This window comes from Zoogloea sp. GDB6, from assembly GCF_056724105.1.
This window is the reverse complement of the sequence record NZ_CM161497.1, coordinates 3,542,407-3,561,938: the sequence shown is the minus strand read 5'-3', so window position 1 is coordinate 3,561,938 and position 19,532 is coordinate 3,542,407. Positions and strand designations below refer to the sequence as shown.

General features: G+C 68.4%; 24 protein-coding genes and 1 riboswitch. Of the genes, 23 read left to right on the top strand and 1 reads right to left on the bottom strand.

All coding sequences use genetic code 11. From position 1 onward, the window contains the following. Window positions 1–72 precede the first annotated feature (72 nt). Window positions 73–160, top strand: a riboswitch (cyclic di-GMP riboswitch). Between the two features lie 504 nt (window positions 161–664). From fliE to AC1PQG_RS16140, 17 genes are all read left to right on the top strand, one after another. Continuing rightward, the gene (fliE, locus tag AC1PQG_RS16220) at window positions 665–991 is read left to right on the top strand and encodes a flagellar hook-basal body complex protein FliE (RefSeq protein ID WP_481123023.1); all 327 of its coding nucleotides are present in this window, start codon (window positions 665–667) and stop codon (window positions 989–991) included. A 21-nt stretch (window positions 992–1,012) separates the two neighbouring features. Beyond that, on the top strand, window positions 1,013–2,668 hold the full coding sequence (gene fliF, locus AC1PQG_RS16215) for a flagellar basal-body MS-ring/collar protein FliF (RefSeq protein WP_481118850.1): 1,656 nt from the start codon (window positions 1,013–1,015) through the stop codon (window positions 2,666–2,668). Continuing rightward, window positions 2,652–3,683, top strand: a complete 1,032-nt coding sequence (locus AC1PQG_RS16210) for a flagellar motor switch protein FliG (protein ID WP_481118849.1) — start codon at window positions 2,652–2,654, stop codon at window positions 3,681–3,683. Before fliF ends, AC1PQG_RS16210 begins: the two co-directional genes overlap by 17 nt. Next, window positions 3,680–4,354, top strand: coding sequence for a flagellar assembly protein FliH (fliH, locus tag AC1PQG_RS16205; protein WP_481118848.1), 675 nt, complete (start codon window positions 3,680–3,682; stop codon window positions 4,352–4,354). The genes AC1PQG_RS16210 and fliH overlap by 4 nt, the downstream gene beginning before the upstream one ends. Continuing rightward, window positions 4,351–5,661: a flagellar protein export ATPase FliI gene (fliI, locus tag AC1PQG_RS16200; RefSeq protein WP_481118847.1), complete on the top strand. Its 1,311-nt coding sequence runs from the start codon at window positions 4,351–4,353 to the stop codon at window positions 5,659–5,661. Before fliH ends, fliI begins: the two co-directional genes overlap by 4 nt. Beyond that, on the top strand, window positions 5,658–6,107 hold the full coding sequence (locus tag AC1PQG_RS16195) for a flagellar FliJ family protein (RefSeq protein ID WP_481118846.1): 450 nt from the start codon (window positions 5,658–5,660) through the stop codon (window positions 6,105–6,107). Before fliI ends, AC1PQG_RS16195 begins: the two co-directional genes overlap by 4 nt. Window positions 6,108–6,203: 96 nt before the next feature. Beyond that, window positions 6,204–7,598 carry a flagellar filament capping protein FliD gene (gene fliD, locus AC1PQG_RS16190; RefSeq protein ID WP_481118845.1) on the top strand — a complete coding sequence of 465 codons (1,395 nt, stop codon included), beginning with the start codon at window positions 6,204–6,206 and terminating at the stop codon, window positions 7,596–7,598. 31 nt (window positions 7,599–7,629) lie between these two features. Next, window positions 7,630–8,016, top strand: a complete 387-nt coding sequence (fliS, locus tag AC1PQG_RS16185; RefSeq protein WP_481118844.1) for a flagellar export chaperone FliS — start codon at window positions 7,630–7,632, stop codon at window positions 8,014–8,016. Continuing rightward, window positions 8,009–8,326 (top strand): hypothetical protein, encoded by a 318-nt coding sequence (locus AC1PQG_RS16180; protein WP_481118843.1) that lies wholly within the window; start codon window positions 8,009–8,011, stop codon window positions 8,324–8,326. The genes fliS and AC1PQG_RS16180 overlap by 8 nt, the downstream gene beginning before the upstream one ends. Continuing rightward, complete coding sequence (locus AC1PQG_RS16175) at window positions 8,323–10,023, top strand: flagellar hook-length control protein FliK (RefSeq protein ID WP_481118842.1); 1,701 nt, start codon at window positions 8,323–8,325, stop codon at window positions 10,021–10,023. Before AC1PQG_RS16180 ends, AC1PQG_RS16175 begins: the two co-directional genes overlap by 4 nt. Before the next feature lie 5 nt (window positions 10,024–10,028). Beyond that, entirely contained in the window at window positions 10,029–10,487 is a 459-nt protein-coding gene (locus AC1PQG_RS16170) for a flagellar basal body-associated FliL family protein (protein ID WP_481118841.1), read from the top strand. Between the two features lie 6 nt (window positions 10,488–10,493). Then, the gene (gene fliA / locus AC1PQG_RS16165) at window positions 10,494–11,189 is read left to right on the top strand and encodes an RNA polymerase sigma factor FliA (RefSeq protein ID WP_481118840.1); all 696 of its coding nucleotides are present in this window, start codon (window positions 10,494–10,496) and stop codon (window positions 11,187–11,189) included. Between the two features lie 25 nt (window positions 11,190–11,214). Next, the gene (gene motA / locus AC1PQG_RS16160; protein WP_481118839.1) at window positions 11,215–12,123 is read left to right on the top strand and encodes a flagellar motor stator protein MotA; all 909 of its coding nucleotides are present in this window, start codon (window positions 11,215–11,217) and stop codon (window positions 12,121–12,123) included. Beyond that, window positions 12,116–13,111, top strand: coding sequence for a flagellar motor protein MotB (locus AC1PQG_RS16155; protein ID WP_481118838.1), 996 nt, complete (start codon window positions 12,116–12,118; stop codon window positions 13,109–13,111). The genes motA and AC1PQG_RS16155 overlap by 8 nt, the downstream gene beginning before the upstream one ends. A gap of 31 nt (window positions 13,112–13,142) precedes the next feature. Next, on the top strand, window positions 13,143–13,427 hold the full coding sequence (gene flgM / locus AC1PQG_RS16150; protein WP_481118837.1) for a flagellar biosynthesis anti-sigma factor FlgM: 285 nt from the start codon (window positions 13,143–13,145) through the stop codon (window positions 13,425–13,427). Beyond that, entirely contained in the window at window positions 13,424–13,882 is a 459-nt protein-coding gene (gene flgN / locus AC1PQG_RS16145) for a flagellar export chaperone FlgN (protein WP_481118836.1), read from the top strand. The genes flgM and flgN overlap by 4 nt, the downstream gene beginning before the upstream one ends. Next, on the top strand, window positions 13,869–14,612 hold the full coding sequence (locus tag AC1PQG_RS16140) for a glycoside hydrolase family 73 protein (RefSeq protein WP_481118835.1): 744 nt from the start codon (window positions 13,869–13,871) through the stop codon (window positions 14,610–14,612). Before flgN ends, AC1PQG_RS16140 begins: the two co-directional genes overlap by 14 nt. Here AC1PQG_RS16140 and flgA read toward each other — a convergent pair. Further along, window positions 14,597–15,319, bottom strand: coding sequence for a flagellar basal body P-ring formation chaperone FlgA (gene flgA / locus AC1PQG_RS16135; RefSeq protein WP_481118834.1), 723 nt, complete (start codon window positions 15,317–15,319; stop codon window positions 14,597–14,599). The two genes, AC1PQG_RS16140 and flgA, sit on opposite strands and share 16 nt — an antisense overlap. Between flgA and AC1PQG_RS16130 the strand changes: the two genes are divergently transcribed. Genes AC1PQG_RS16130 through flgG form a run of 6 tightly spaced genes read left to right on the top strand, consistent with a single transcriptional unit; the run spans window position 15,318 to window position 19,532 of the window. After that, window positions 15,318–15,677: a flagellar basal body protein gene (locus AC1PQG_RS16130; RefSeq protein WP_481118833.1), complete on the top strand. Its 360-nt coding sequence runs from the start codon at window positions 15,318–15,320 to the stop codon at window positions 15,675–15,677. The two genes, flgA and AC1PQG_RS16130, sit on opposite strands and share 2 nt — an antisense overlap. 3 nt (window positions 15,678–15,680) lie before the next feature. Further along, on the top strand, window positions 15,681–16,100 hold the full coding sequence (gene flgC, locus AC1PQG_RS16125; RefSeq protein WP_481118832.1) for a flagellar basal body rod protein FlgC: 420 nt from the start codon (window positions 15,681–15,683) through the stop codon (window positions 16,098–16,100). Between the two features lies 1 nt (window position 16,101). Further along, window positions 16,102–16,761: a flagellar hook capping FlgD N-terminal domain-containing protein gene (locus AC1PQG_RS16120; protein ID WP_481118831.1), complete on the top strand. Its 660-nt coding sequence runs from the start codon at window positions 16,102–16,104 to the stop codon at window positions 16,759–16,761. Between the two features lie 47 nt (window positions 16,762–16,808). Then, window positions 16,809–17,999: a flagellar hook protein FlgE gene (locus AC1PQG_RS16115; protein ID WP_481118830.1), complete on the top strand. Its 1,191-nt coding sequence runs from the start codon at window positions 16,809–16,811 to the stop codon at window positions 17,997–17,999. Between the two features lie 3 nt (window positions 18,000–18,002). Continuing rightward, the gene (locus AC1PQG_RS16110; protein WP_481118829.1) at window positions 18,003–18,728 is read left to right on the top strand and encodes a flagellar basal body rod protein FlgF; all 726 of its coding nucleotides are present in this window, start codon (window positions 18,003–18,005) and stop codon (window positions 18,726–18,728) included. Window positions 18,729–18,740: 12 nt separating this feature from the next. After that, complete coding sequence (gene flgG / locus AC1PQG_RS16105) at window positions 18,741–19,532, top strand: flagellar basal-body rod protein FlgG (RefSeq protein WP_481118828.1); 792 nt, start codon at window positions 18,741–18,743, stop codon at window positions 19,530–19,532.

Here is a 19,532-nt window from a genome sequence, read left to right as displayed (position 1 = left end):
TTGAAAAAAATGATTGCCTGGCGGGAAGCTTCTGGGCATAATCACTCCAACTCGCGACCAAAACCGCGAAAACTTAAATTTGGGCACACCCGTTCGAAAGACGGGGTCGCAAAGCCTCCGGTCTAAAGCTCTCACGGGCTACGATAGCGGGGTTGCCAGACTGGAACTGCTGACTCGGTTCCACCGGCTGTTGTCCGTGCAGGCTTTGTCTGCGCGCCGCGCCGGGTCTGTGTTGTCGCCCTTCTGGCGGCTGCGCCTCGTCTTTCCCATGTGTGTGCTCCGAGCATATCGATAAGGGAAAGCGCATGAACCGTCACCTCCTCGTCTGAATACGCACCAGGGCCGTCCGGGCATGGTGTTGTTCGCCTGCCCTCCGTGCGCCTGGATCCGGATCAGGGTTTTTCTCCTGATCCTATTCGCCCGATTCAATTCGGCGCGAGGTCATTTCGCGTTCGGTTTCAATTCCGGCCTTATTGCCTGTTCAATTCATTTCGTCGATTGATTCGTCCGTTTTTCAAATTGCCGCGTTGTGCGTGCGACGGGCTTTTCTTGCCCGAAAAAACGTAGCGCCAATTGGCTTTCGAATTCCGCTCTGCCGGCTGATGGGGGTGGGGCGGGGTTCCGGTGCATCCTGTTTCTGAAGGAGAGTGTGGTGGTGACTGAAATGCTGGCGTCGATCGGCGCCGACCTGGTGAAACTGCAGGGCAGCCTGCCGGCCACCGACCTGGCCGTGCCGACGCCTAACCCGCTGGATGCGGCCAGCCCGGAGGCCGACGGCTTCGGCGAGCACCTCAAGCAGGCCGTGCTGGGCGTCAATGAGAAGGACCGCGTCGCCGGCGAGCGCATGGCCGACGTGGATAGCGGCCGCAGCGACGACCTTGTCGGCGCGATGTTGTCCAGCCAGGAGGCCAGCCTGTCGTTCTCGATGCTGATGCAGGTCCGCAACAAGATGGTCGGCGCGATGGACGATCTCATCAAGCTGCCGCTCTAAGCGCACCCCGGGACGCCACTCGTGAATCTCTCCCTCTCTCCCGCCCTGGCCCGCCTGCGCGCCCCCGGCGGCCTGCCGAAGCTGCCGCCGGGCTTCGTCAAGGGCCTGCTGCCCATCGTGCTGCTGGCGCTGGCGATCACCGCGCTGGTGCTGATGTTCGCGTGGAACGACCAGGCCGGCTACAAGCCGGTGTTCGGCAGCCGCGAGAAGGTGGCGTCGGCCGAGATGATCGCCCTGCTGGATGCCCAGGGCATTCCCTATCGTCTGCATCCGGATTCCGGCCAGGTGCTGGTGCCGGCCAAGCGCCTCGGTGAGGTCCGCATGCTGCTGGCGGCCAAGGGCGTCGTCGCCAAGCTGCCGCAGGGGTTGGAGCTGATGGACCGCAACGACCCGCTGGGGGTCAGCCAGTTCGTGCAGGACGTGCGTTTCCGCCGCGGCCTGGAGGGGGAACTGGTGCAGAGCATCATGACCCTCGACGCGGTTGATTCGGCGCGGGTGCATCTGTCCATCGCACGCTCCTCGTCCTTCGTCGTCAATGACGGCGAGAAGAGCACCGCGTCGGTGGTGCTGGCCCTGAAGGCCGGCCGCAACCTCAGCCCCGAGCAGATCGCGGCGATCATCAACATGGTCGCCAACAGCGTCGCCAGCCTCGACCCGCAGCGGGTCAGCGTGGTCGATCAGGCCGGCAACCTGCTGTCGGCCCGCGTCGATCTCAGCGAAGGCTTTGAGGGCGCCCAGCTCAACGATGCCTCCCATCGATTCCGCGACGAGACCCAGCGCAATGCCGAGGATCTGCTGCTGCCGATGCTCGGCACGGGCAACTTCAAGGTCAGCGTCACCGCCGAGGTGGACAACGACCGCATCCAGGAAACCACCGAACGCTACGGCGAGGCGCCGAAGATCACCAACGAGGCGATGCGCACCGAGAACGGCCGCGACCCGCTGGCGGTCGGCGTGCCGGGCTCCCTCAGCAACCGCCCGGTGGCCGTCAAGGCCGATGAGGAGCCGGAGGCGGCGACCACCAAGAAGAACGCCACCACCCGCCAGTACGCCTACGACCGCAGTGTGACCCAGGTGAAGCGCAGCCGCGGCCGCCTGAAGAAGCTCTCCGTGGCGGTGGTGATGAACAACGCCGCCGCTCCCGACGGCAAGACCTGGACGCCGGAGGCGCTGGCCAATGTGGACAAGGTGCTGCGCAGCGGCCTCGGCATCGATGCAGCGCGCGGCGACAGCCTGGTCGTCACCGCCAGCGGCTTCCGCAAGCCGGTGGACGACAGCGTGGCCTGGTGGCAGCAGCGCGACAACGTCATCGAGATGGGCAGCTGGCTGGCCTATGCGGTCAGCCTGCTGCTGGCCTTCCTGTTCGTCGTCCGTCCGCTGATGAAGCTGGCCCAGCAGCGCCTGGCGCTGCCGGCCGTCGAGACCGTCGAAGAACTGGCGGAAGCACAGGCGCCCGCCAGTCCGGAACTTGCCGCGCCGGCCGCTCACGCCGCCCTGGCCGCACCCGATGCCCAGCGCATGCCGGTTGCCGGCTTGCTCGAAAACTACGACCTGCCGGCGCCGGGTTCGCCGGTGGATGTGATGGTCGAACACCTGAAGGTGCTGTCGGCGAAGGAGCCGGAGCGCGTTGCCGAAGTGGTCCGCCAATGGATGCAGAAAAATGGCCGAAGCGAATAATCTGCCCGACATGATCGTCCCCGGTGCCACACCGACGCCGGTGGAGCAGGCCGCCATCGTGCTGCTGTCGATGGGCGAGGAGCCCGCCGCCGCGGTGCTGCGCTGCCTGTCCCGCGACGAGCTGCTGGAAGTCACCCAGGTGATGTCGCGGATGAGCGGCATCAAGGTGGAGGTGGTGAAGAGCTCGTTGCAGCGCTTCTTCGACGACTACCGGGAGCAGAGCGGCGTGCATGGCGCGTCGCGCACCTACCTGCGGCGCTCCCTCGACCTGGCGCTCGGCACCGACATCGCCGGCAGCGTGCTCAACAAGATCTACGGCGACGAGATCCGCCCGAAGATGGCGCGCCTGCAGTGGGCCTCGCCGAAGTGGCTGGCCGAGCAGCTGATCAACGAACACGTGCGCATGCAGGCGGTGTTCCTGGCCTTCCTGCCGGCCGCGCTGGCCAGCGAGATCGTCGATGCGCTGCCGTCCGACAACCGCGACCAGGTGCTGCTCAATGTGGCGCGCCTCACCGAGATCGACCGCGAACTGCTGATCGAGCTGGAGGAAATGGTGCTCCGCTGCCTGGACAGCCTGGGCCTGCAGAGCGCCAGCGTGGAGGGTGTGCGCCATGCTGCCGAGATCCTCAACCGGCTGCCCGGCAATCGCCAGCAGATGGTCGAGATGCTGCGCGCCCACGATCCCGAGATGGTGTCGGAGATCGAGGTCAGCATGTATGACTTCTACATTCTGTCCCGTCAGAACGACGAGATCATCACCCGCCTCATCGAGGAAGTGGCCCTCGACCAGTGGGCCATCGCCCTCAAGGGCGTCGAGCCGGCAGTGCGCGATGCGATCCTGCGCTCGATGCCACGCCGTCAGGCGCAGAGCTTCGAGGAGCTCATCCGGCGCAGCGGCCCGGTGCCGCGCAGCCGTGTGGAGCAGGTGCGCGCCGAGATCATGGCCCAGGTCAAGGAGCTCGTCGATGCCGGCGAGATCGAGATCCAGCTGTTCGCCGAGGCGACGGTCGAATGAAAAATTTCCGGCCTTACCGTTTCCCCCCTTTGTCCCTGGTGGCTGGCGCGTCTGCCCCCAGCGCGGCGGAGGCTCAGGCTTCCCTGGCCGATGGTTTCCACCAGGGCATGGAGCGGGGTTACCGGGAAGGGCATGAACTGGGCCTGGCCCAGGGGCGTGGGGACGGACTGGCGGAGGGCCGCCGCGAAGGGCTGCGCACCGGCCGCGACGAGGCCCGCCAGGAGGTGCTGGCGCAGTTCGACACGCTGAGCGCACCGATCGACGCGTTGATCGCCGGCCTGCGTCAGCTGCAGGCCGACTACCAGGGGGCGCTGCGCCGGGAGGTGGTGGACCTGGTCGCCAAGGTGGCCCGCCAGGTCATCCGCAGCGAACTGGCCCTGCAGCCGGTGCAACTGCTCGCGCTGGTGGATGAAACCCTGGCGACGATGCCGCCGGCCCGCGAAGGGGTCGAGGTGTTCCTGAATCCGGAAGAGCGGGAACGCATCCTCGAACTGGCGCCGGACCGCGCCGCGCGCTGGACGCTGATCGCCGATCCGCGCCTGGAGCCCGGCGAGTGCCGCGTCCGCGCCGACGGGCGGGAGGCCGACGCGGGCTGCCGCCAGCGCCTCGCCGCCTGCATCGAACAGCTGGAAACCCATCTCGCCGAGGACGGCGAGGAGGTGCGTCCGTGATCGCCGCTGCGCTGCGCCAGCTCGAATTCGCCGACATCCCGGTGGCCACGCTGACCGGCCGCCTGGTGGGCGCTTCAGGTCTGCTGCTGGAGAGCACCGGCTGCGCCTTCCAGACCGGCCAGTGCTGCCGCATCGAAACTGCCAGCGGCGAGTGGATCGCCGCCCAGGTGGTCGGTTTCCGCAACGAGGTCTCCTACCTGATGCCCTTCAAGCGCCCGGAAGGCCTGGCCACCGGCGCCCGCGTGCTGCCGGCCGTCGAGCAGGGCGGGCTGACGATCGGGCCGTCGTGGCTGGGGCGCATCGTCAATGGCCTCGGCGAGCCGGTGGACGGCCGCGGCCGCCTCGGCGGCGAGCATCCGCTGGCGGCGCGGCCGCCGCATGTGCATCCGCTGCGCAGGAAACCGGTGGAGGGCGTGCTCGATGTCGGCGTGCGCTCGATCAACGGCCTGCTGACCCTCGGGCGCGGCCAGCGTGTCGGCCTGATGGCCGGCAGCGGCGTCGGCAAGAGCGTGCTGCTCGGCCTGATCACCCGCCAGACCGTCGCCGACGTGGTGGTGGTCGGCCTGATCGGCGAGCGCGGCCGCGAGGTGCGCGAGTTCATCGACATGTCCCTCGGGCCAGCCGGGCTGGCCCGCGCGGTGGTCGTCATCGCGCCGGCCGACGAATCTCCGTTGATGCGCCTGCGCGCCACCGAGCTGTGCCACGCCATCGCCGCCCATTACCGGGACCAGGGGCAGAACGTGCTGCTGCTGGTCGACTCCCTGACCCGTTACGCGATGGCCCGCCGCGAAGTGGCGCTGGCCCTCGGCGAGCCGCCGGCCACCCGCGGCTATCCGCCATCGGTGTTCGGCCTGCTGCCGCAGCTGGTGGAGAGCGCCGGCAACGGTGAGCACGAGGCGGGCAGCATGAGCGCCATCTACACCGTGCTGGCCGAAGGCGACGACCAGCAGGACCCGGTGGTGGACACCGCACGGGCCATCCTCGACGGCCACATCGTGCTGTCCCGCGAGCTGGCCGACCGCGGCCATTACCCGGCCATCGACATCGCCCAGTCCATCAGCCGCTGCATGGCGCAGGTGACGACCCCCGCCCAGCAGGCGGCGGCGCGGGAGATCAAGGCCTTGTATTCCCGCTACGTCCGCGTGCGCGACCTGCTGCCGCTGGGCGCCTATGTCGCCGGCGCCGATCCGGCCACCGACCGGGCGGTGGCCCTGTATCCGCGGATAGAGGCCTTCCTGCACCAGGGGACGCGGGAGGCGGCGCCCTTCGGCGACACCCTGGCCCGACTGGAGAGCCTGCTGGCATGAGCGCCCATCCCAAGACCCTGCGCGGCCTCGCCGCCGTCGTCGACCAGCGCCGCCGCGAGAAGGACAGCCTGGTCGGAGAACTGGCCGCCCGCCGTACCCAGCTGGAGCGCCATCGCGCCACGCTGGCGCGCCTGGAGCAGCTGTGTGCCAGCGCCACCGTCAGCGGCGAACGTCCGGCGACCCACGTCGCCGCGTTGTCCCTGAACTGTGGCGACTACAAGCAGGCGGTACTGCATCTCGCCGACAGCCAGCGCGGCGAAGTCGAGCGCCATGACGCCGACCTGCAACTGGCCCAATTGGCGCTGACCCGCGCAGTGCAGCGCCACGAGGCTGTGAGCCAGGTGCTGGACGGCAAACTGCAGGCCCTGCAACGGGAGCAGCGACAGGGCGAGCAGAAGTGCCAGGACGAGCTGGCCACCCAGAGCTGGTGGCGGGGGCGGGCATGAAGGCCGGAATGTGCACGGAATTTCAGACGGGAGCGGATCCGGTCGCCTTTAACGAAGGCGAATTCCGACTCACTTCTTGCCCCGTAGGAGAGCTCCATGGCTAGCACGAGCATCAATCCGACCTCGATGGCCAATACCCTGGCCACGGCCTACACCCAGCCCGCTCAGGACCAACTGACCACCCAGACCAGCAAGGCCCAGGCCACAGCCACTGCGCTGAATTCCCTGCGCTCCGCACTCAACACGTTCAACAACGCGGTGACGAGCCTCAGCGCCAAGAAGGGGCTGAGCCAGAACACCGCGACCTTCAGCAATCCGGCGATCGGCAGCGCGAGCGCCACGTCCACCGCGCAGGCCGGCTCCTACTCCTTCTTCGTCGAAAAGCTGGCCACCGGCAGCCAGGTCGCCTACCAGGATCTGCCGGCCGCGGCGGCCTCCGAGGGCGGTCCGATCGTCGTGCAGATGCCTGACGGCACGACGATCAACGTCACGCTGGCCGATGCCGACAACGACGGTACGATCTCCCAGTCGGAAGTTGCACGCGCCATCAACCTGGCCCCGACCAACCAGGGCAAGGTGACGGCCACCACGGTGAGCGCCAACGGCAAGACCCAGCTGCTGCTGACGGCGGCCCAGACCGGCGGCGCTGCCGACCCGCTGACGGGCGTCGTCCCCAACATCACCATCGACGCCAGCGGCCTGCCGTCCGGCAATCTCAAGACGGCCCTGGCTGGCGGCCCCAACGTACTGGCCGCCGCCCAGAACGCGCTGGTCTGGCTGGGGGCGCAGGGCACCGGTATCAAGCTGGAACAGGCCAGCAACACCTTCACGTCGATCCCCGGCGTCAGCATCAGTTTCAACCAGGCCATGACGGCCGGCGCCGCGCCGGTGACGCTGACGGTGGCCAGCGATGCCAGCGGCACCGCGGCCAACGTGCAGACCTTCGTCGACGCCTACAACGCGCTGAACAAGACGCTCGACAGCCTCACCGCCGCGGGCAGCGCCGACGGCAAGACGAGCGCCGGCGCCTTCGCGTCCGACGCTGGCATCCGTGCGCTGCGGGGCAAGCTGAGCAGCATCCTGCGCCAGAATTTCGGTGGCCTGAGCGTGATCGATCTCGGTGTGACGAGCGACCGCAGCGGCGTGCTGAGCCTCGACAGCAGCAAGCTGAGCAAGGCCCTGGCGGCCCATCCGGATGGCTTGTCGCAGGTCTTCGGCGGCACGTCCACCACCGGCGGCAGCGGTCTGCTCGGGGCGCTCAACGACTACGCCGGGGTGTGGCTGAACAGCGCCAACGGCCTCCTCAAGAACCGCCAGGACTCGGTGCAGCGCACGCAGACCGAACTGACCGACAAGCAGACCCGCCTCGACGCCACCTTCAAGCTGTACTACGAGCGCTACCTGCAGCAATTCACGGCCCTGCAGACCCTGCAGGACCAGATGAGCCAGACCACCGACATGTTCAGCAGCCTGAGCACCAGCGGCAACTGACCGACTTCATCGAACCACCGGGACCACCACCGTGCATCACTCCGCTTATCAGAGCTATCACAGCGACAACCTGGCGGCGCAGACCGCCCAGGCCTCGCCGGTCCAACTCGTGCTGATCCTGACGGACGGCCTGATCGAGGAGCTGTTCCGCGCCCGCGCCCACATCGAGGGCGGGCGCTTCGAGCAGAAGGCCCACAGCCTCGACCGGGCCCTGGGCATGCTCAACGGGCTGGCCAGCGCCCTCGACCTCGACTCGGGCAGCGAAGTGGTGACCAGCCTGGACCAGCTCTACGCCTACTGCGGGCAGCGCCTGTACCAGGCGGGCGTGGCGCTGGATGTCGGCATCATCGACGAGGTGGTCGGGTTGTTGAACACGCTGCGCAGCGGCTGGGAAGGCATGCAGGCCCGTCATGGCTAAACGGCTGGATGCTCTGGCCTCGGCGGCAACCCGTCTGCGGGCTGCGACGGCGGCCCGCCAGTGGGTGGCCGTGGCGCGCATCGACGCCGAGATCGCCGCGCTGCTGGCCAGCTTCCGCAGCGGCTGTCCGCTCAGCAGTGCCGAGCGGCAGGCCGTGGAGGCGCTGGCCGCCGTGCATGGCCTGGCCCGCGAAGCCTGTGCCGACGAGGCGGCCCGCATCGGCCGGCGGCTGGCGGAGATGTGCACCCATCGGGACGGCTGGATGGCTTACGCATTGACCGACTACGACTTGCCGGAGCCACGCACATGAGTATCGCGATGTCTGCCGATGGTCAGCCCGTCCTGCTGCCGATGGTAGCGGTCGTAGCGGCCAATGCGGGGCTGCCAGCGACGGCCGCAATCGTTGGTGATGTCGGAAATGACACCCCTTTCGACGCTGTACTGCAAGCCTGTCTGGCCGATCGGCCGGATGCCGTCCGTGTGCCTGCGGACGACCGGGTGGAGAGCGAGGACGCCGGCCTTGATCCGTCCGCGGATGAAACCCGGTCGTCTGTGGCCCAGGGCACGCCTGCCGTGCTGATGGCGCCTATGTCGCCGTCGCAGGCCGCGCCGCTGGCGGTGCTGTCCCTGGCCACAGCGGACGCGGCTGTATCTGCGTCGACCGGAATTACGGCGACGGTCGTCGCCGTCCAGCCAATGGCACTGACGCTCGCGGTGGGGCAGGGGACGCCGCGTCCTCTCCCGTCGATGTTCCGGACCGAGTCCGCGCAAGCCGCCGCGCCGGCGGAAGCCGTCATGCCCCCGGTGCAGCCCGCACCCGAACGGTCCGGTGTCGCCACAGCACGGATTGCCGTGCCGGGGGCTGTCCTGGAGGAGACCGCGAGCCTGGCGCCGGCGGAGGGGCTGGATGGACTGCTTTCGAGTACCGCCCAGCCGGTGGTTGCAGTTGGCACGTCCGGTATCGGGCAGCCCCTACCCGCGCTGCCGGGGGGCGCCCAGGTGCGGGTTGCCAGGCCGGATGTTGCTCCAGGAGAGCCCCCGCGTTCGGTGTCGCCGGACGGACGATCGTTCATGAGCATCGCACTGCCTGCGCTTGCGCCCGGGGCATCCGGCGCGGGGCTGCCCGCGGGGGCGGATGTCGATGTGGCCGCAATGCCGGTTGCCGTCCTTGGGGCGATCGGGCGTTCGCCATCGACGGACGGGCTGGATGGATTGCGTTCGGGCATCGCACGGCCAGCGGCTGTGGCCGGCGCATCCCTCTTCGTGCAGCCCGTGCCCGAGCGGCCCGTTGCCGTGCAGGCTGTGGTGCCGGGCCTCGTTCAGGAGGAGATCGGGCATCCGTCGCGGACGGATGAGCCGGATTGGATGTCCTCGAGTCGCGCTTTGCCAGCGGCTGTGGCCGGAACGTCCTCCGATGCTACGGCGCCGGCTGCAATGCCTGGGCGAAGCGCTGCGGAGAGCGGGCGTCCGACCCTGGCGGACGGGGTGGATCGACCGCTGCCGGCTGTCATGCCGCCGATCGGCAGCGCCGACCCGGGCTCCGCGCGCAGCCCGGACGCAACGCTGCGCCTTCCCAATGGCGACGCGAACCAATGGCGCCAGCCCCTCATGCAAGCCCTTGGCGAGCGTCTGCAGTTCGTGTCCGAGCGGGGTATCGACAGTGCGGTGATCCGCCTGGAGCCGCCGCGCATGGGCAGCATCGAGATCGCCATCCGCCACCAGGACGGCGCCTTGCAGATCAATCTCAGCGCCACCCACAACGAGGTGCTGCGCCAGTTGCAGGACATCAGCGACAACCTGCGCCACAACCTCGGCCAGCGCCATGCCGGCGACGTGACGGTGCAAGTGGCCGACGCGAGCGCCTCCCGTACGGGGCAGGGCCAGGGCGACGGCGAACGCCAGCGGCAGCGTCAGGCGCAGGCCGAGCAGAACCCGGGCCGTGCCCTTGGCGATGCCGAGGCCGAGGCCGGACGTCAGTCCTTCCGTCTGGCCCGGAATGAGGAATGAATGAGATGAACAAACTGAACCGAACCCTCCTGGTGGTGGGCGCCTTGGTGCTGACCGCCGGCGTCGGCGCCGGCGCGGCCTGGTGGATGCTGCGGCCGCAGGATGGTGGCGCCAAGGCCGAAGCCGCGCCGGCCATCGATCCGCAGGAGTACCGCTACATCAACCTGGAGAAGGTGATCGTCATGCTGCGCGGGCGGCCCGGCGAGTCGATGAGCCACTACCTGGCGATGGACCTGGTCTTCAAGACCCCGTTGAAGAGCGAGAAGACCACCAAGGAGCACCTGCCGCTGCTGCGTAGCGTGGCGGTCATGGAGTTGTCCCGCTACTCCCAGGAGAAGGCCGCGGCGATGACTCTCGAGGAGTTCGCCGCCAACATCAACCGCGCCTTCAACGACCGCTATGCCCGCGAACACGGCGAAAAGCCCTTCGTCGAGGCGATGGTCAGCAAGCTGATCATCGAGTAAGCGGCCATGGACATGTATGCGGGTTACGCCGAACTGCAGGGTGGTGCCGTCGAACAGCGCTACCTGCTGCAGTACGTGCCGTTGGTGAAGCGCATCGTGCGCCAGCTGCGCTCCCAGATCGGCGCGGCGATGGAGCGCGAGGACATGGAGCAGATCGGCCTGCTCGGCCTGCTCGACTGCCTGCGCCGCTACGGCACGCCCGACGAGAAGTTCGGCGCCTACGCGTCGATGCGCGTGCGTGGCGCGGTGCTCGACGAGCTGCGCCGCCAGGACTGGCGGCCGCGCAGCGTGCGCCAGGAAAGCCATCGCCTGCGTGACGGCATCCGCGCCCTCAGCCGCCGCATCGGCCGCGAGCCGAGCGAGGCGGAGGTGATGCAGGCTCTCGGCCTGAGCCCGGATGGCTACCAGGAGTTTCTGCTCGCCGAGAACGCCGAAGTGCTGGTCAGCTTCGACGAGGTGCTGCAGGAGATGGGCAGCCTGTCCGCCGACGGTCCGTCGCCGGAAGCGCAGCTGGTGCGTCGGCGCAGCATCGAGCAGGCCCTGCGGGTCCTCGACGAGCGCGAGCAGCGGGTGATCCAGCTGTATTACGAATTCGACCTGAGCCTGAAGGAGATCGCGGCGGTGCTCGACCTCACCGAAGCGCGGGTCTGCCAGATCAACAAAGGGGCGCTGCGCAAGATGCGGGCGTGCCTGCAACACTGAGCGCCGGTCCGGCGGAGCAACGCATATGCAACAACTCATCGGCATCGCCATTGTTCTCGGCACCGTCTTCGGCGGCTTCGTACTCGGTGGCGGCATCCTGAAGGTCATCTGGCAACCGGTCGAGTTGCTGATCATCGGCGGCGCGGCCGTCGGTGCGCTGGTGCTCGGCAATCCGCGCCACGTGCTGGCCGAGACCTGGCTGCAGATCCGCCAGATCGTCACCAGCCGCAAGCAGGGGCGGGAATTCCAGCGCCAGCTCCTGCTGCTGATGTACGAGCTGCTGCAGACGGCGGCCGGCGGCCTGAAGGCCCTCGACGCCCACGTGGAGGAGCCCCACAACAGCCCCTTGTTCAGCAACTATCCGCTGATCCTCGACGAGCCCAAGCTGCTGGCCTTCATCGTGGACAACTTCCGCCTGATGGCGATGGGCAAGATCAACGCCCACGAGCTGGAAGGCGTGCTGGAGCAGGAACTGGAGTCCATCCACGACGAGCTGAATCAGCCCGCCAAGTCCCTGTCGAAGGTGGCCGAGGCGATGCCGGGCTTCGGCATCCTGGCGGCGGTGCTGGGCATCGTGATGGCCATGAACACGGTCGGCGAAGGCGCCAACTCGGCCGAGATCGCCGAGCGGGTGGCGGCGGCGATGGTCGGTACCTTCATCGGTATCTTCTTCTGCTATGGCCTGCTCGACCCCATCGCCAACATGATGAAGCAGGTCGTCACGCGGGAGCTGTCGGCCCTGGAATGCGTCAAGGTGGTGCTGGTCACCCACGTGTCGGGCAAGCCGGCGCTGCTGGCCATCGACGCCGGCCGGCGCCTGGTGCAACTCAACATCAAGCCGAGCTTTGCCGAACTGGAAAGCTGGATCAACGCCCTCAGCGGCGATCCGGATGCGGTGATGCAGCGGCGTGGCGGAGCGCGCGCGAATGCCTAGCCTGGCCGACAAGAAGCACGGCGAGGCCGTCGTCAAGCGGGTCTCCCGCAAGCACGACGAAGAGGCCCATGGCAGCGCCTGGAAAGTCGCCTTTGCCGACTTTTGCCTGGCGCTGATGTGCCTGTTCCTGGTGCTGTGGGTGATGGCCGCCCGCAATGCCGAGCAACTGGCCGACATCACCCGCACGGCCAGCGGCGAGTTCATGGAAGACGGTGCCGGCCGCAGCCCGGAGGCGGTGGGCGGGCCGCGCGGCAGTCTGATCGACCGCCTGCCGGTGCCGGATCGCGGCGACGATCCCAAAGGCAAGTTGCGCTCCAATGGCGATGGCAATGCCGGGCGTGAGCCGCAATTGTCGAAGACACGTTTGGAGAGTGCCTCCGACATGCAGGAGCTGGCCGAGGTGGTGAAGCGTCTGAGCGCCGACACCGGCCTGGCCGGCAACCTGCTCACCGAGGTGAGCGCCCAGGGCCTGCGCGTGATGCTGCACGACACCGACCAGCGCGGCATGTTCGCCCGCGGCTCGGCGCTGCCCAGCGAGCCCTTCCGCGCGTTGTTGCGCAAGATGGGGCCGCTGTTCGCGCGCATCGAGAACCAGATGCTGATCCTCGGCCACACGGACGCCATGCCGTATGCCGACGTGGGGCCGTCGGCCTATTCCAACTGGACCCTGTCCAACGAGCGCGCCATGCGCGCGCGCCTCAACCTGCTGGCCGGCGGCATGCGTCCGGACAGCGTGCTGCAGGTGGTCGGCATGGCCGACCGGGCACCCCTCGACCCGAAGAATCCCCGTGCGGCGGTGAATCGCCGCATCGAACTGCTGATCCTGAGCAGCGAGCAGGCCCGCAGCCTGTCCGCCACCTTCGGCATGCCCGCCGCGGTGGCACCGCTGATCGACGGTGTGAATGTCGGTCTGCCCCGTGCCGGCGACGCCGGCGCTGTCCGTCAGGGTGCCGACGTGCGCGGCCTGCTGGAGGGCGCCGCCCGCTAAGCCCATGCGAACCAAACCCAGAGAGTCCCGAATGAAGATTTCCGGTCCTTCCATCCCGATGACTTCCGCCGCCGCGACTTCCGAGGTCGCGCCGGTCGCCAATGTGCCCGCCATCGCCCCTGCCGCCAGCGCCGCCGAGCAGGCGCCGCTGCAGTCGGCGGCGTTGCAGCAGGCCAAGGAAGCCCTGCAGGCCATGCCCGAGATCGATCGGGCCAAGGTGGACGCCCTGCGCGACGCCCTGGCCAAGGGCGAGCTGCCCTTCGACGCCAGCAAGCTGGCCGGCCTGATCGACCGCTACCACGGCAGCCGCTCATGACTCAGCCGATGCCGCCCGCCACGCCTGCCCAGGCGCTGCTCCGCCTCGCTGCCGGTGTGCGCGCAGACGTCGCCGACTACGCGCGGTTGCAGGAACAGCTCGACGCGCAGTTCGACGCGGCCCTGCACCATGACAGCGGACGGTTGATCGGACTCGCGGAGGCGATCACCGGGCTGTGCAACACCCTCGACGCGCGGCGCCAGGAGCGCAACGGCTTGTTGCGCGTGTTCGCCGCCGCGCTGCAGGGGATGCCGCCGGCCGAGGCCGTCACCGCGCTGCTGGCCCGCCTGCCCGAGAGTCAGCGCAGCACGGCCCAGGCGGACTGGGCACAGCTGAGTACGCTGGTGCGTGAGTGCAAGGCCCTCAATGTGCGCAACGGCCGGCTGCTGATGGACCGGCACGAGATCATGCAGCGCGTGCTCAAGGACGGAGACGATGTCTATGCTCCGGCCTGATGCCGCCTTCCGTGCCGGCGCGGCCGCCTTCGACGCCGTCGCCGACGACATCGCGCTGCCCACCGGTGGCACCGGCAAGGGCGATTTCGCGGCGCTGATGCGCGACGTGAAGCAGGAAGTGACGGACTTCATCGAGAACGGCGGCGGCGACAGCGACGCCGTCATGGGCCTGGATGCGGCGGCGCGTGCCTATCTGGCCCGCCAGGGCATGGCACCGGCGGCGGCCGTCGAAGCGGCCGGCGCGGGTGTTCCCGAGGACGGGCTGCCGGCGGACGGGCGTGCCTTCCTCGACGCCATCGCCCCGCTGGCCGCCGAAACCGGGCGCCGCCTCGGCGTGTCGCCGGACATCCTGGCCGCCCAGGCGGCGCTGGAGTCGGGCTGGGGCCAGCGGCCGATCCGCCAGTCGGATGGCCGTGACACCCACAACCTGTTCGGCATCAAGGCCGGCGGGGCCTGGCAGGGCGACAGCGCGAGCATCGCCACCACCGAATACGAAGGCGGCGCGAAGCTGACCCGCAGCGAGCGCTTCCGCAGCTACGCCAATCCCGGCGAGGCTTTCCGCGACTTCGGCCGCCTGCTGCTCGACAACCCCCGATACCAGGGCGCCCTCAACACCGGCAGCGACGTCGCCGCCTATGCCCGCGGCCTGGCCCGGGGCGGCTATGCGACCGATCCCCAGTACGGGGCCAAGCTGGCGCGCATCGCCGCCCGGCTTCAGTCGGGGGAGTGAACGATGCCGACCGGCTCCACCTCGTTCGCGCCCGTCACCCGCGCCCGGATCACCCGGCCGGTGGCGCTGTTGCGCACGCCGATGACGTCGTCGCGGTGCCCGGCCTCGGTGGCTTCGCCGGTCGAGCTGACCAGGATGCCCTGGTTGCGCGCCACGATGGTCACGCTGGAGCCGCGGCGCACCAGCACCGCCGGGGCCAGCGCGCGGCGGTCCACCAGCTGCCCCGCCCGCAGCGCTCTCCGGCTGGCCATGCCGACGAGCGCCGCCGGATCGGACAGCGCGTCCTGCAGGCTCACCAGCGTGCGCCGCTCCAGCCGCAGGTCGTCGGCGACCATGGGCTGGCCGCTGTTGAGCTGGCTGGCGGCGACCACCACCTGGGCGCTGACCTCGGCGCGCACCGTGTATGTCTCGCTCCAGCCGGCCGCCGTGCAGTTTGCGACGAAGCGCATGCGCGACGGGAACTGGGTGTCGGCGGGTTCGACGCTGACGGGTCTGGCGCAGGGCTGCGCCTTTGGCGGGCTGCCGACCACCTCGACGGCGAACTGTGGCTCGACGAGCCCCAGGCGCGCCGCTTCGGCGCTGAGGAACTGGCGCGCCGCCCGCGCCACCTCGCCGGCGGTGTCGGCCCGGGCCGGCAGGGTGCCGGCGGCCAGCACGGCGGCGAGCAGGGCATTGATTACGGATCTAGTTGTGGGGGGAAAACGCATGAGTATCGATTTCGACAAGGCTCTCGGAGTCCATGCCGACACGCTGAAGCTGCGTGCCGAGCGGACGAGGATTCTGGCATCCAACATCGCCAATGAAAACACGCCGGGCTACCAGGCGCGCGACGTGGACTTCGCGGCCAGTCTCCGCGAGGCCGTCGCCGGGCAGGGGGGCGCTGTGGGTAACGACGCCGCCGAGCTGCGCTACCGGGTGCCCAACCAGGCCAGCGCCGACGGCAACACCGTCGAGCTGGGTGTCGAGCAGGCGGCGTTCTCCCAGAACGCGTCGGATTTCCAGACCAGCCTGAGCTTTATCAACATGAAACTCAAGGGCCTGGCCCGAGTCATCGAGGGGCAATAAGACATGTCGTTCAGAAGCATCGCGCAGATCGCCGGGGCGGCCATGACCGCCCAGAGCCTGCGCCTCAACACCGTGGCCAGCAACCTGGCCAATGCCCAGACCGCCGCGCCCAGCGAGGACAAGACCTACCACGCCCGCAAGCCGGTCTTCGCGACCTACTACCAGGGCAGCGCGGACGGCCAGCCGGCAGCGGCCGGCGTGCGCGTGCTCGATGTGGTGCAGAGCAGCGAGCCGGTGCGCAAAGTCTACGAGCCCGGCAACCCCCAGGCCAACGAGGACGGCATGGTGTTCTATCCCAACGTCAACTCGGTGGCCGAGATGACCGACATGATGGAAGCCTCCCGCGCCTTCGAGACCAACGTGGAAGTGCTCGGCCGCGTGAAGGGCATGCAGCAGGCGCTGCTGCGCATGGGGGAGAGCTGAGATGAGTGCCGTCTTCAACTCCTCCACCAGCGCGACCAGCACCGCCAGCGACAGCGCGGCCGTCAAGAGCAACGGCCTCGGCGTCAGCGACGACATGTTCATGACGCTGCTGGTGGCCCAGATCAAGAACCAGGATCCGCTCAATCCCCAGGACCCGTCCCAGTTCGTGACCCAGCTGAGCCAGCTCAGCCAGACCTCGGCGCTGCAGTCCCTGGTCAGCCAGGGCAAGAGCGCCGCGACGCAGATGGACGGCCTGCAGACCCTGCTGCTCGGCGCGCGCATCGGCAGCGACGTGGCGGTGCGCAGCGACAGCGTGGAACTCGGCAGCGAGGCCCTCAACGGCCGCTTCGAGCTGGCCAGCGGCAGCGGAGCGACGAGTCTCGTGCTCACCGACGCGCTGGGCCAGGCCCATAGCGTGGCCCTCGGCAGCCGCGGCGTGGGCGTGAACACCTTCAGCCTCGATCCGGCCAGCCTGGGTCTGGCGCCCGGCCGTTATAGCATTGCCGTCAAGACCGACAGCGGCGCGACGCCGGCGGTGGACATCACCGGCAAGCTGGAGAGCGTCCGTGTCTCCGGTACGTCGGGCGTGCTCCTGAAGGTCACCCATGTCGGTGAGGTCGCGTCGTCGGCGATCACCGGTTTCAACAGTCCCGCAGGTTGAGTTTTCCGACCGTGCCCAACGCATAGCCCCGTCACAAGGAATCCATCATGAGCTTCGAAATCGCCCTGTCCGGCATCAACGCAGTCAACACCCAGCTCGATACCATCAGTAACAACATTGCAAACACAGGTACTTACGGCTTCAAGTCGAGCCGTGCCGATTTTGCGTCGGAGTACGCCGGCTCTCAAGCCACGGGGGCAACCGTTGCGTCCCAGACCCAGAGCATCGCTGTCGGTGGCGGTGTGCAGAGCACCGGACGCGGCATGGACGCGGCGATCCTCGGGCGCGGCTTCTTCGTCAGCAAGGATATGTCCGGCCAGTCCCTCTACAGCCGCGTGGGGATCTTCTCGGTCAATAAGGACGGATATGTGGTCGATGGCTCCGGGCGCCACGTGCAAGGTTATGCGGCGCTGCCGGGGAGTGCCAGCCTCGGCGCGATGGGGGATCTGAAGGTGCCGGCGAGCCAGATGGCAGCCAACGCCACCGATCAATTGCAGTACGTCGCCAACATGTCGGCCGACTGGAGCACGCCGACGGTGACGCCCTTCGACGCCGCCGATCCGCAGACCTTCAACGGCTCGATGGTTTCGATGGTGTACGACTCCCTCGGCACCCAGCACAGCGTGACCCAGTATTTCGTCAAGTCGGCTACCAGTGAAGTGACCGTCCATTACAGCTTCGACGGTGCAGTGCTGCCGGCCACGACGACCACGCTGCATTTTGACGCCAATGGCCAGCTCACCACGCCGGCTGCGCCGGTCGCGTTGGCCCTGGGTACCCCCACCGGCGCTGACGCGCTGACGGTGAACATCAACTACGCCGGCTCCACCCAGTTTGCCGGCGAAGCCACCACCAGCGCCAACGCCGCCAACGGCTACGCGTCCGGCTCCCTGAGCAGCGTCCAGATCTCCGAGGACGGTGGTGTCATGGTCCAGTACAGCAATGGTCAGAAGCAGCGGGCCGGCACCATCGCGCTGGCGACCTTTCCGGACGAAGGCTCGCTGACGCCGGCCGGCGGTACCAGCTGGATCATGTCCAGCGAGTCCGGGACGCCGCTGTTCTTCACGCCAGGCAGCGGCCTGGCCGGCAAGCTGAGTGCCGGTGCGCTGGAGCAGTCCAACGTCGAGCTCACCGGCGAGCTGGTCAGCCTGATGACCGCCCAACGCAACTACCAGGCCAACACCAAGGTGATCTCGGCACAAAGCCAGATGATGCAGAACCTGATGCAGGCCATCTAAACCATGGACGCGCTGATCTACACCATCATGAGCGGCGCCGAGCGCGCGCTGCACGCCCAGCAGGTGCGTGCCAACAACCTGGCCAACGCCGACACCAGCGGCTTCCGGGCCGACCTGGAGCTGGCCACCAGCCAGGCGGTGCCCGGCTACGGCTACGACAGTCGGCACTTCAGCCAGCTGCAGGCCAACAGCCTCACCATGCGCGGTGGCGGTGTGCGCGAGACCGGCCGCGACCTGGATGTGGCGATCGGCGGCGAGGGCATGCTGGCGGTGCGCTGGCAGGGCGGCGAGGCCTACACCCGGGCCGGCAACCTGGCCGTCGACGGCGAAGGTGCGCTGACCGCCAACGGCCACCCGGTGCTCGGCGACGACGGCCCGATCGTGCTGCCGCCGCACAGCCAGGTGGAAATCGCCACCGACGGCACGATTTCCGTGCTGTCTCCCGGCCAGCGCGACATGCAGCCGGTGGACCGCCTGAAGCTGGTGCGCGCCGACGCCGCCCAGCTCACCAAGAACGAAGCCGGCCTGATCGTCGCCCGCAACGGCGCCGCCCTGCCGACCGATGAAACGGTGACGGTCAGCAGCAAGCACCTGGAAAGCAGCAACGTCTCGGCGGTGGAGGAAATGGTCGCGACCATGAGCCTCAACCGCGAATTCGAAATCCAGATGCGCCTGCTCAAGTCGGCCGACTCGATGGCCGCCAGCGGCAATCACCTGATCTCCGAATAAAGGAAAAAGACCATGAATCCCGCCATGTGGATCAGCAAGACCGGCGTGCAGGCCCAGGATGCCAAGCTGCAGGCCATCGCCAACAACATCGCCAACGTAAACACCGTCGGCTTCAAGCGCGACCGGGTGGTCATGGAAGACATGTTCTACCAGGTGGACCGCCAGCCCGGCACCCAGGGCAACAACGCTGCGGCGAGCTCGCCGGTGGGCGTGCAGCTGGGCAACGGCACGCGCCTGGTCGGCACCCAGAAGGTATTCACCACCGGCAACCTGCAGACCACCAGCCAGCCGCTGGACGTGGCCATCCTCGGCAAGGGCTTCTTCCGTGTGCTGCAGCCCAGCGGCGAGATCGGCTACACCCGCGCCGGCCAGCTGCAGGTCAATGCCGAAGGCCTGCTGGTGAATGCCCAGGGCCGTCCGCTGCAGCCGGAGATCACCATCCCCGCCGACGCCACCTCGGTGACCATCGGCGAGACCGGCGCTGTGTCGATCACCCAGTCCGGCACTTCCGCGACCAAGGAAGTCGGGCAGATCAGCCTGGCCAACTTCGTCAATCCGGCCGGCCTGCTGGCCCTCGGCGAGAACCTCTACCAGGAGACCACCGCCAGCGGCGCACCGACCGATGCCAACCCCGGCGACGATGGGCTCGGCAAGCTCAAGCAGGGTTCGCTGGAAGGCTCCAACGTGCAGGTCGTCGAGGAGATGGTGGACATGATCGCCGCCCAGCGGACCTACGAGATGAACACCAAGGTGTTGTCCGCCGCTGACAACATGATGCAGAACCTGGCCCAGGCGACCCGCTGA

Coding starts and splice junctions, on each gene's coding strand:
- flgC (WP_481118832.1), top strand. CDS start 15,681: ATGTCGTTCAGAAGCATCGCGCAGATCGCCGGGGCGGCCATGACCGCC.
- fliD (WP_481118845.1), top strand. CDS start 6,204: ATGGCTAGCACGAGCATCAATCCGACCTCGATGGCCAATACCCTGGCC.
- flgG (WP_481118828.1), top strand. CDS start 18,741: ATGAATCCCGCCATGTGGATCAGCAAGACCGGCGTGCAGGCCCAGGAT.
- flgA (WP_481118834.1), bottom strand. CDS start 15,319: ATGCGTTTTCCCCCCACAACTAGATCCGTAATCAATGCCCTGCTCGCC.
- AC1PQG_RS16155 (WP_481118838.1), top strand. CDS start 12,116: ATGCCTAGCCTGGCCGACAAGAAGCACGGCGAGGCCGTCGTCAAGCGG.
- AC1PQG_RS16130 (WP_481118833.1), top strand. CDS start 15,318: ATGAGTATCGATTTCGACAAGGCTCTCGGAGTCCATGCCGACACGCTG.
- AC1PQG_RS16140 (WP_481118835.1), top strand. CDS start 13,869: ATGCTCCGGCCTGATGCCGCCTTCCGTGCCGGCGCGGCCGCCTTCGAC.
- AC1PQG_RS16195 (WP_481118846.1), top strand. CDS start 5,658: ATGAGCGCCCATCCCAAGACCCTGCGCGGCCTCGCCGCCGTCGTCGAC.
- AC1PQG_RS16210 (WP_481118849.1), top strand. CDS start 2,652: ATGGCCGAAGCGAATAATCTGCCCGACATGATCGTCCCCGGTGCCACA.
- flgN (WP_481118836.1), top strand. CDS start 13,424: ATGACTCAGCCGATGCCGCCCGCCACGCCTGCCCAGGCGCTGCTCCGC.
- motA (WP_481118839.1), top strand. CDS start 11,215: ATGCAACAACTCATCGGCATCGCCATTGTTCTCGGCACCGTCTTCGGC.
- AC1PQG_RS16180 (WP_481118843.1), top strand. CDS start 8,009: ATGGCTAAACGGCTGGATGCTCTGGCCTCGGCGGCAACCCGTCTGCGG.
- fliA (WP_481118840.1), top strand. CDS start 10,494: ATGGACATGTATGCGGGTTACGCCGAACTGCAGGGTGGTGCCGTCGAA.
- flgM (WP_481118837.1), top strand. CDS start 13,143: ATGAAGATTTCCGGTCCTTCCATCCCGATGACTTCCGCCGCCGCGACT.
- AC1PQG_RS16115 (WP_481118830.1), top strand. CDS start 16,809: ATGAGCTTCGAAATCGCCCTGTCCGGCATCAACGCAGTCAACACCCAG.
- fliH (WP_481118848.1), top strand. CDS start 3,680: ATGAAAAATTTCCGGCCTTACCGTTTCCCCCCTTTGTCCCTGGTGGCT.
- AC1PQG_RS16110 (WP_481118829.1), top strand. CDS start 18,003: ATGGACGCGCTGATCTACACCATCATGAGCGGCGCCGAGCGCGCGCTG.
- AC1PQG_RS16120 (WP_481118831.1), top strand. CDS start 16,102: ATGAGTGCCGTCTTCAACTCCTCCACCAGCGCGACCAGCACCGCCAGC.
- fliE (WP_481123023.1), top strand. CDS start 665: ATGCTGGCGTCGATCGGCGCCGACCTGGTGAAACTGCAGGGCAGCCTG.
- AC1PQG_RS16175 (WP_481118842.1), top strand. CDS start 8,323: ATGAGTATCGCGATGTCTGCCGATGGTCAGCCCGTCCTGCTGCCGATG.
- AC1PQG_RS16170 (WP_481118841.1), top strand. CDS start 10,029: ATGAACAAACTGAACCGAACCCTCCTGGTGGTGGGCGCCTTGGTGCTG.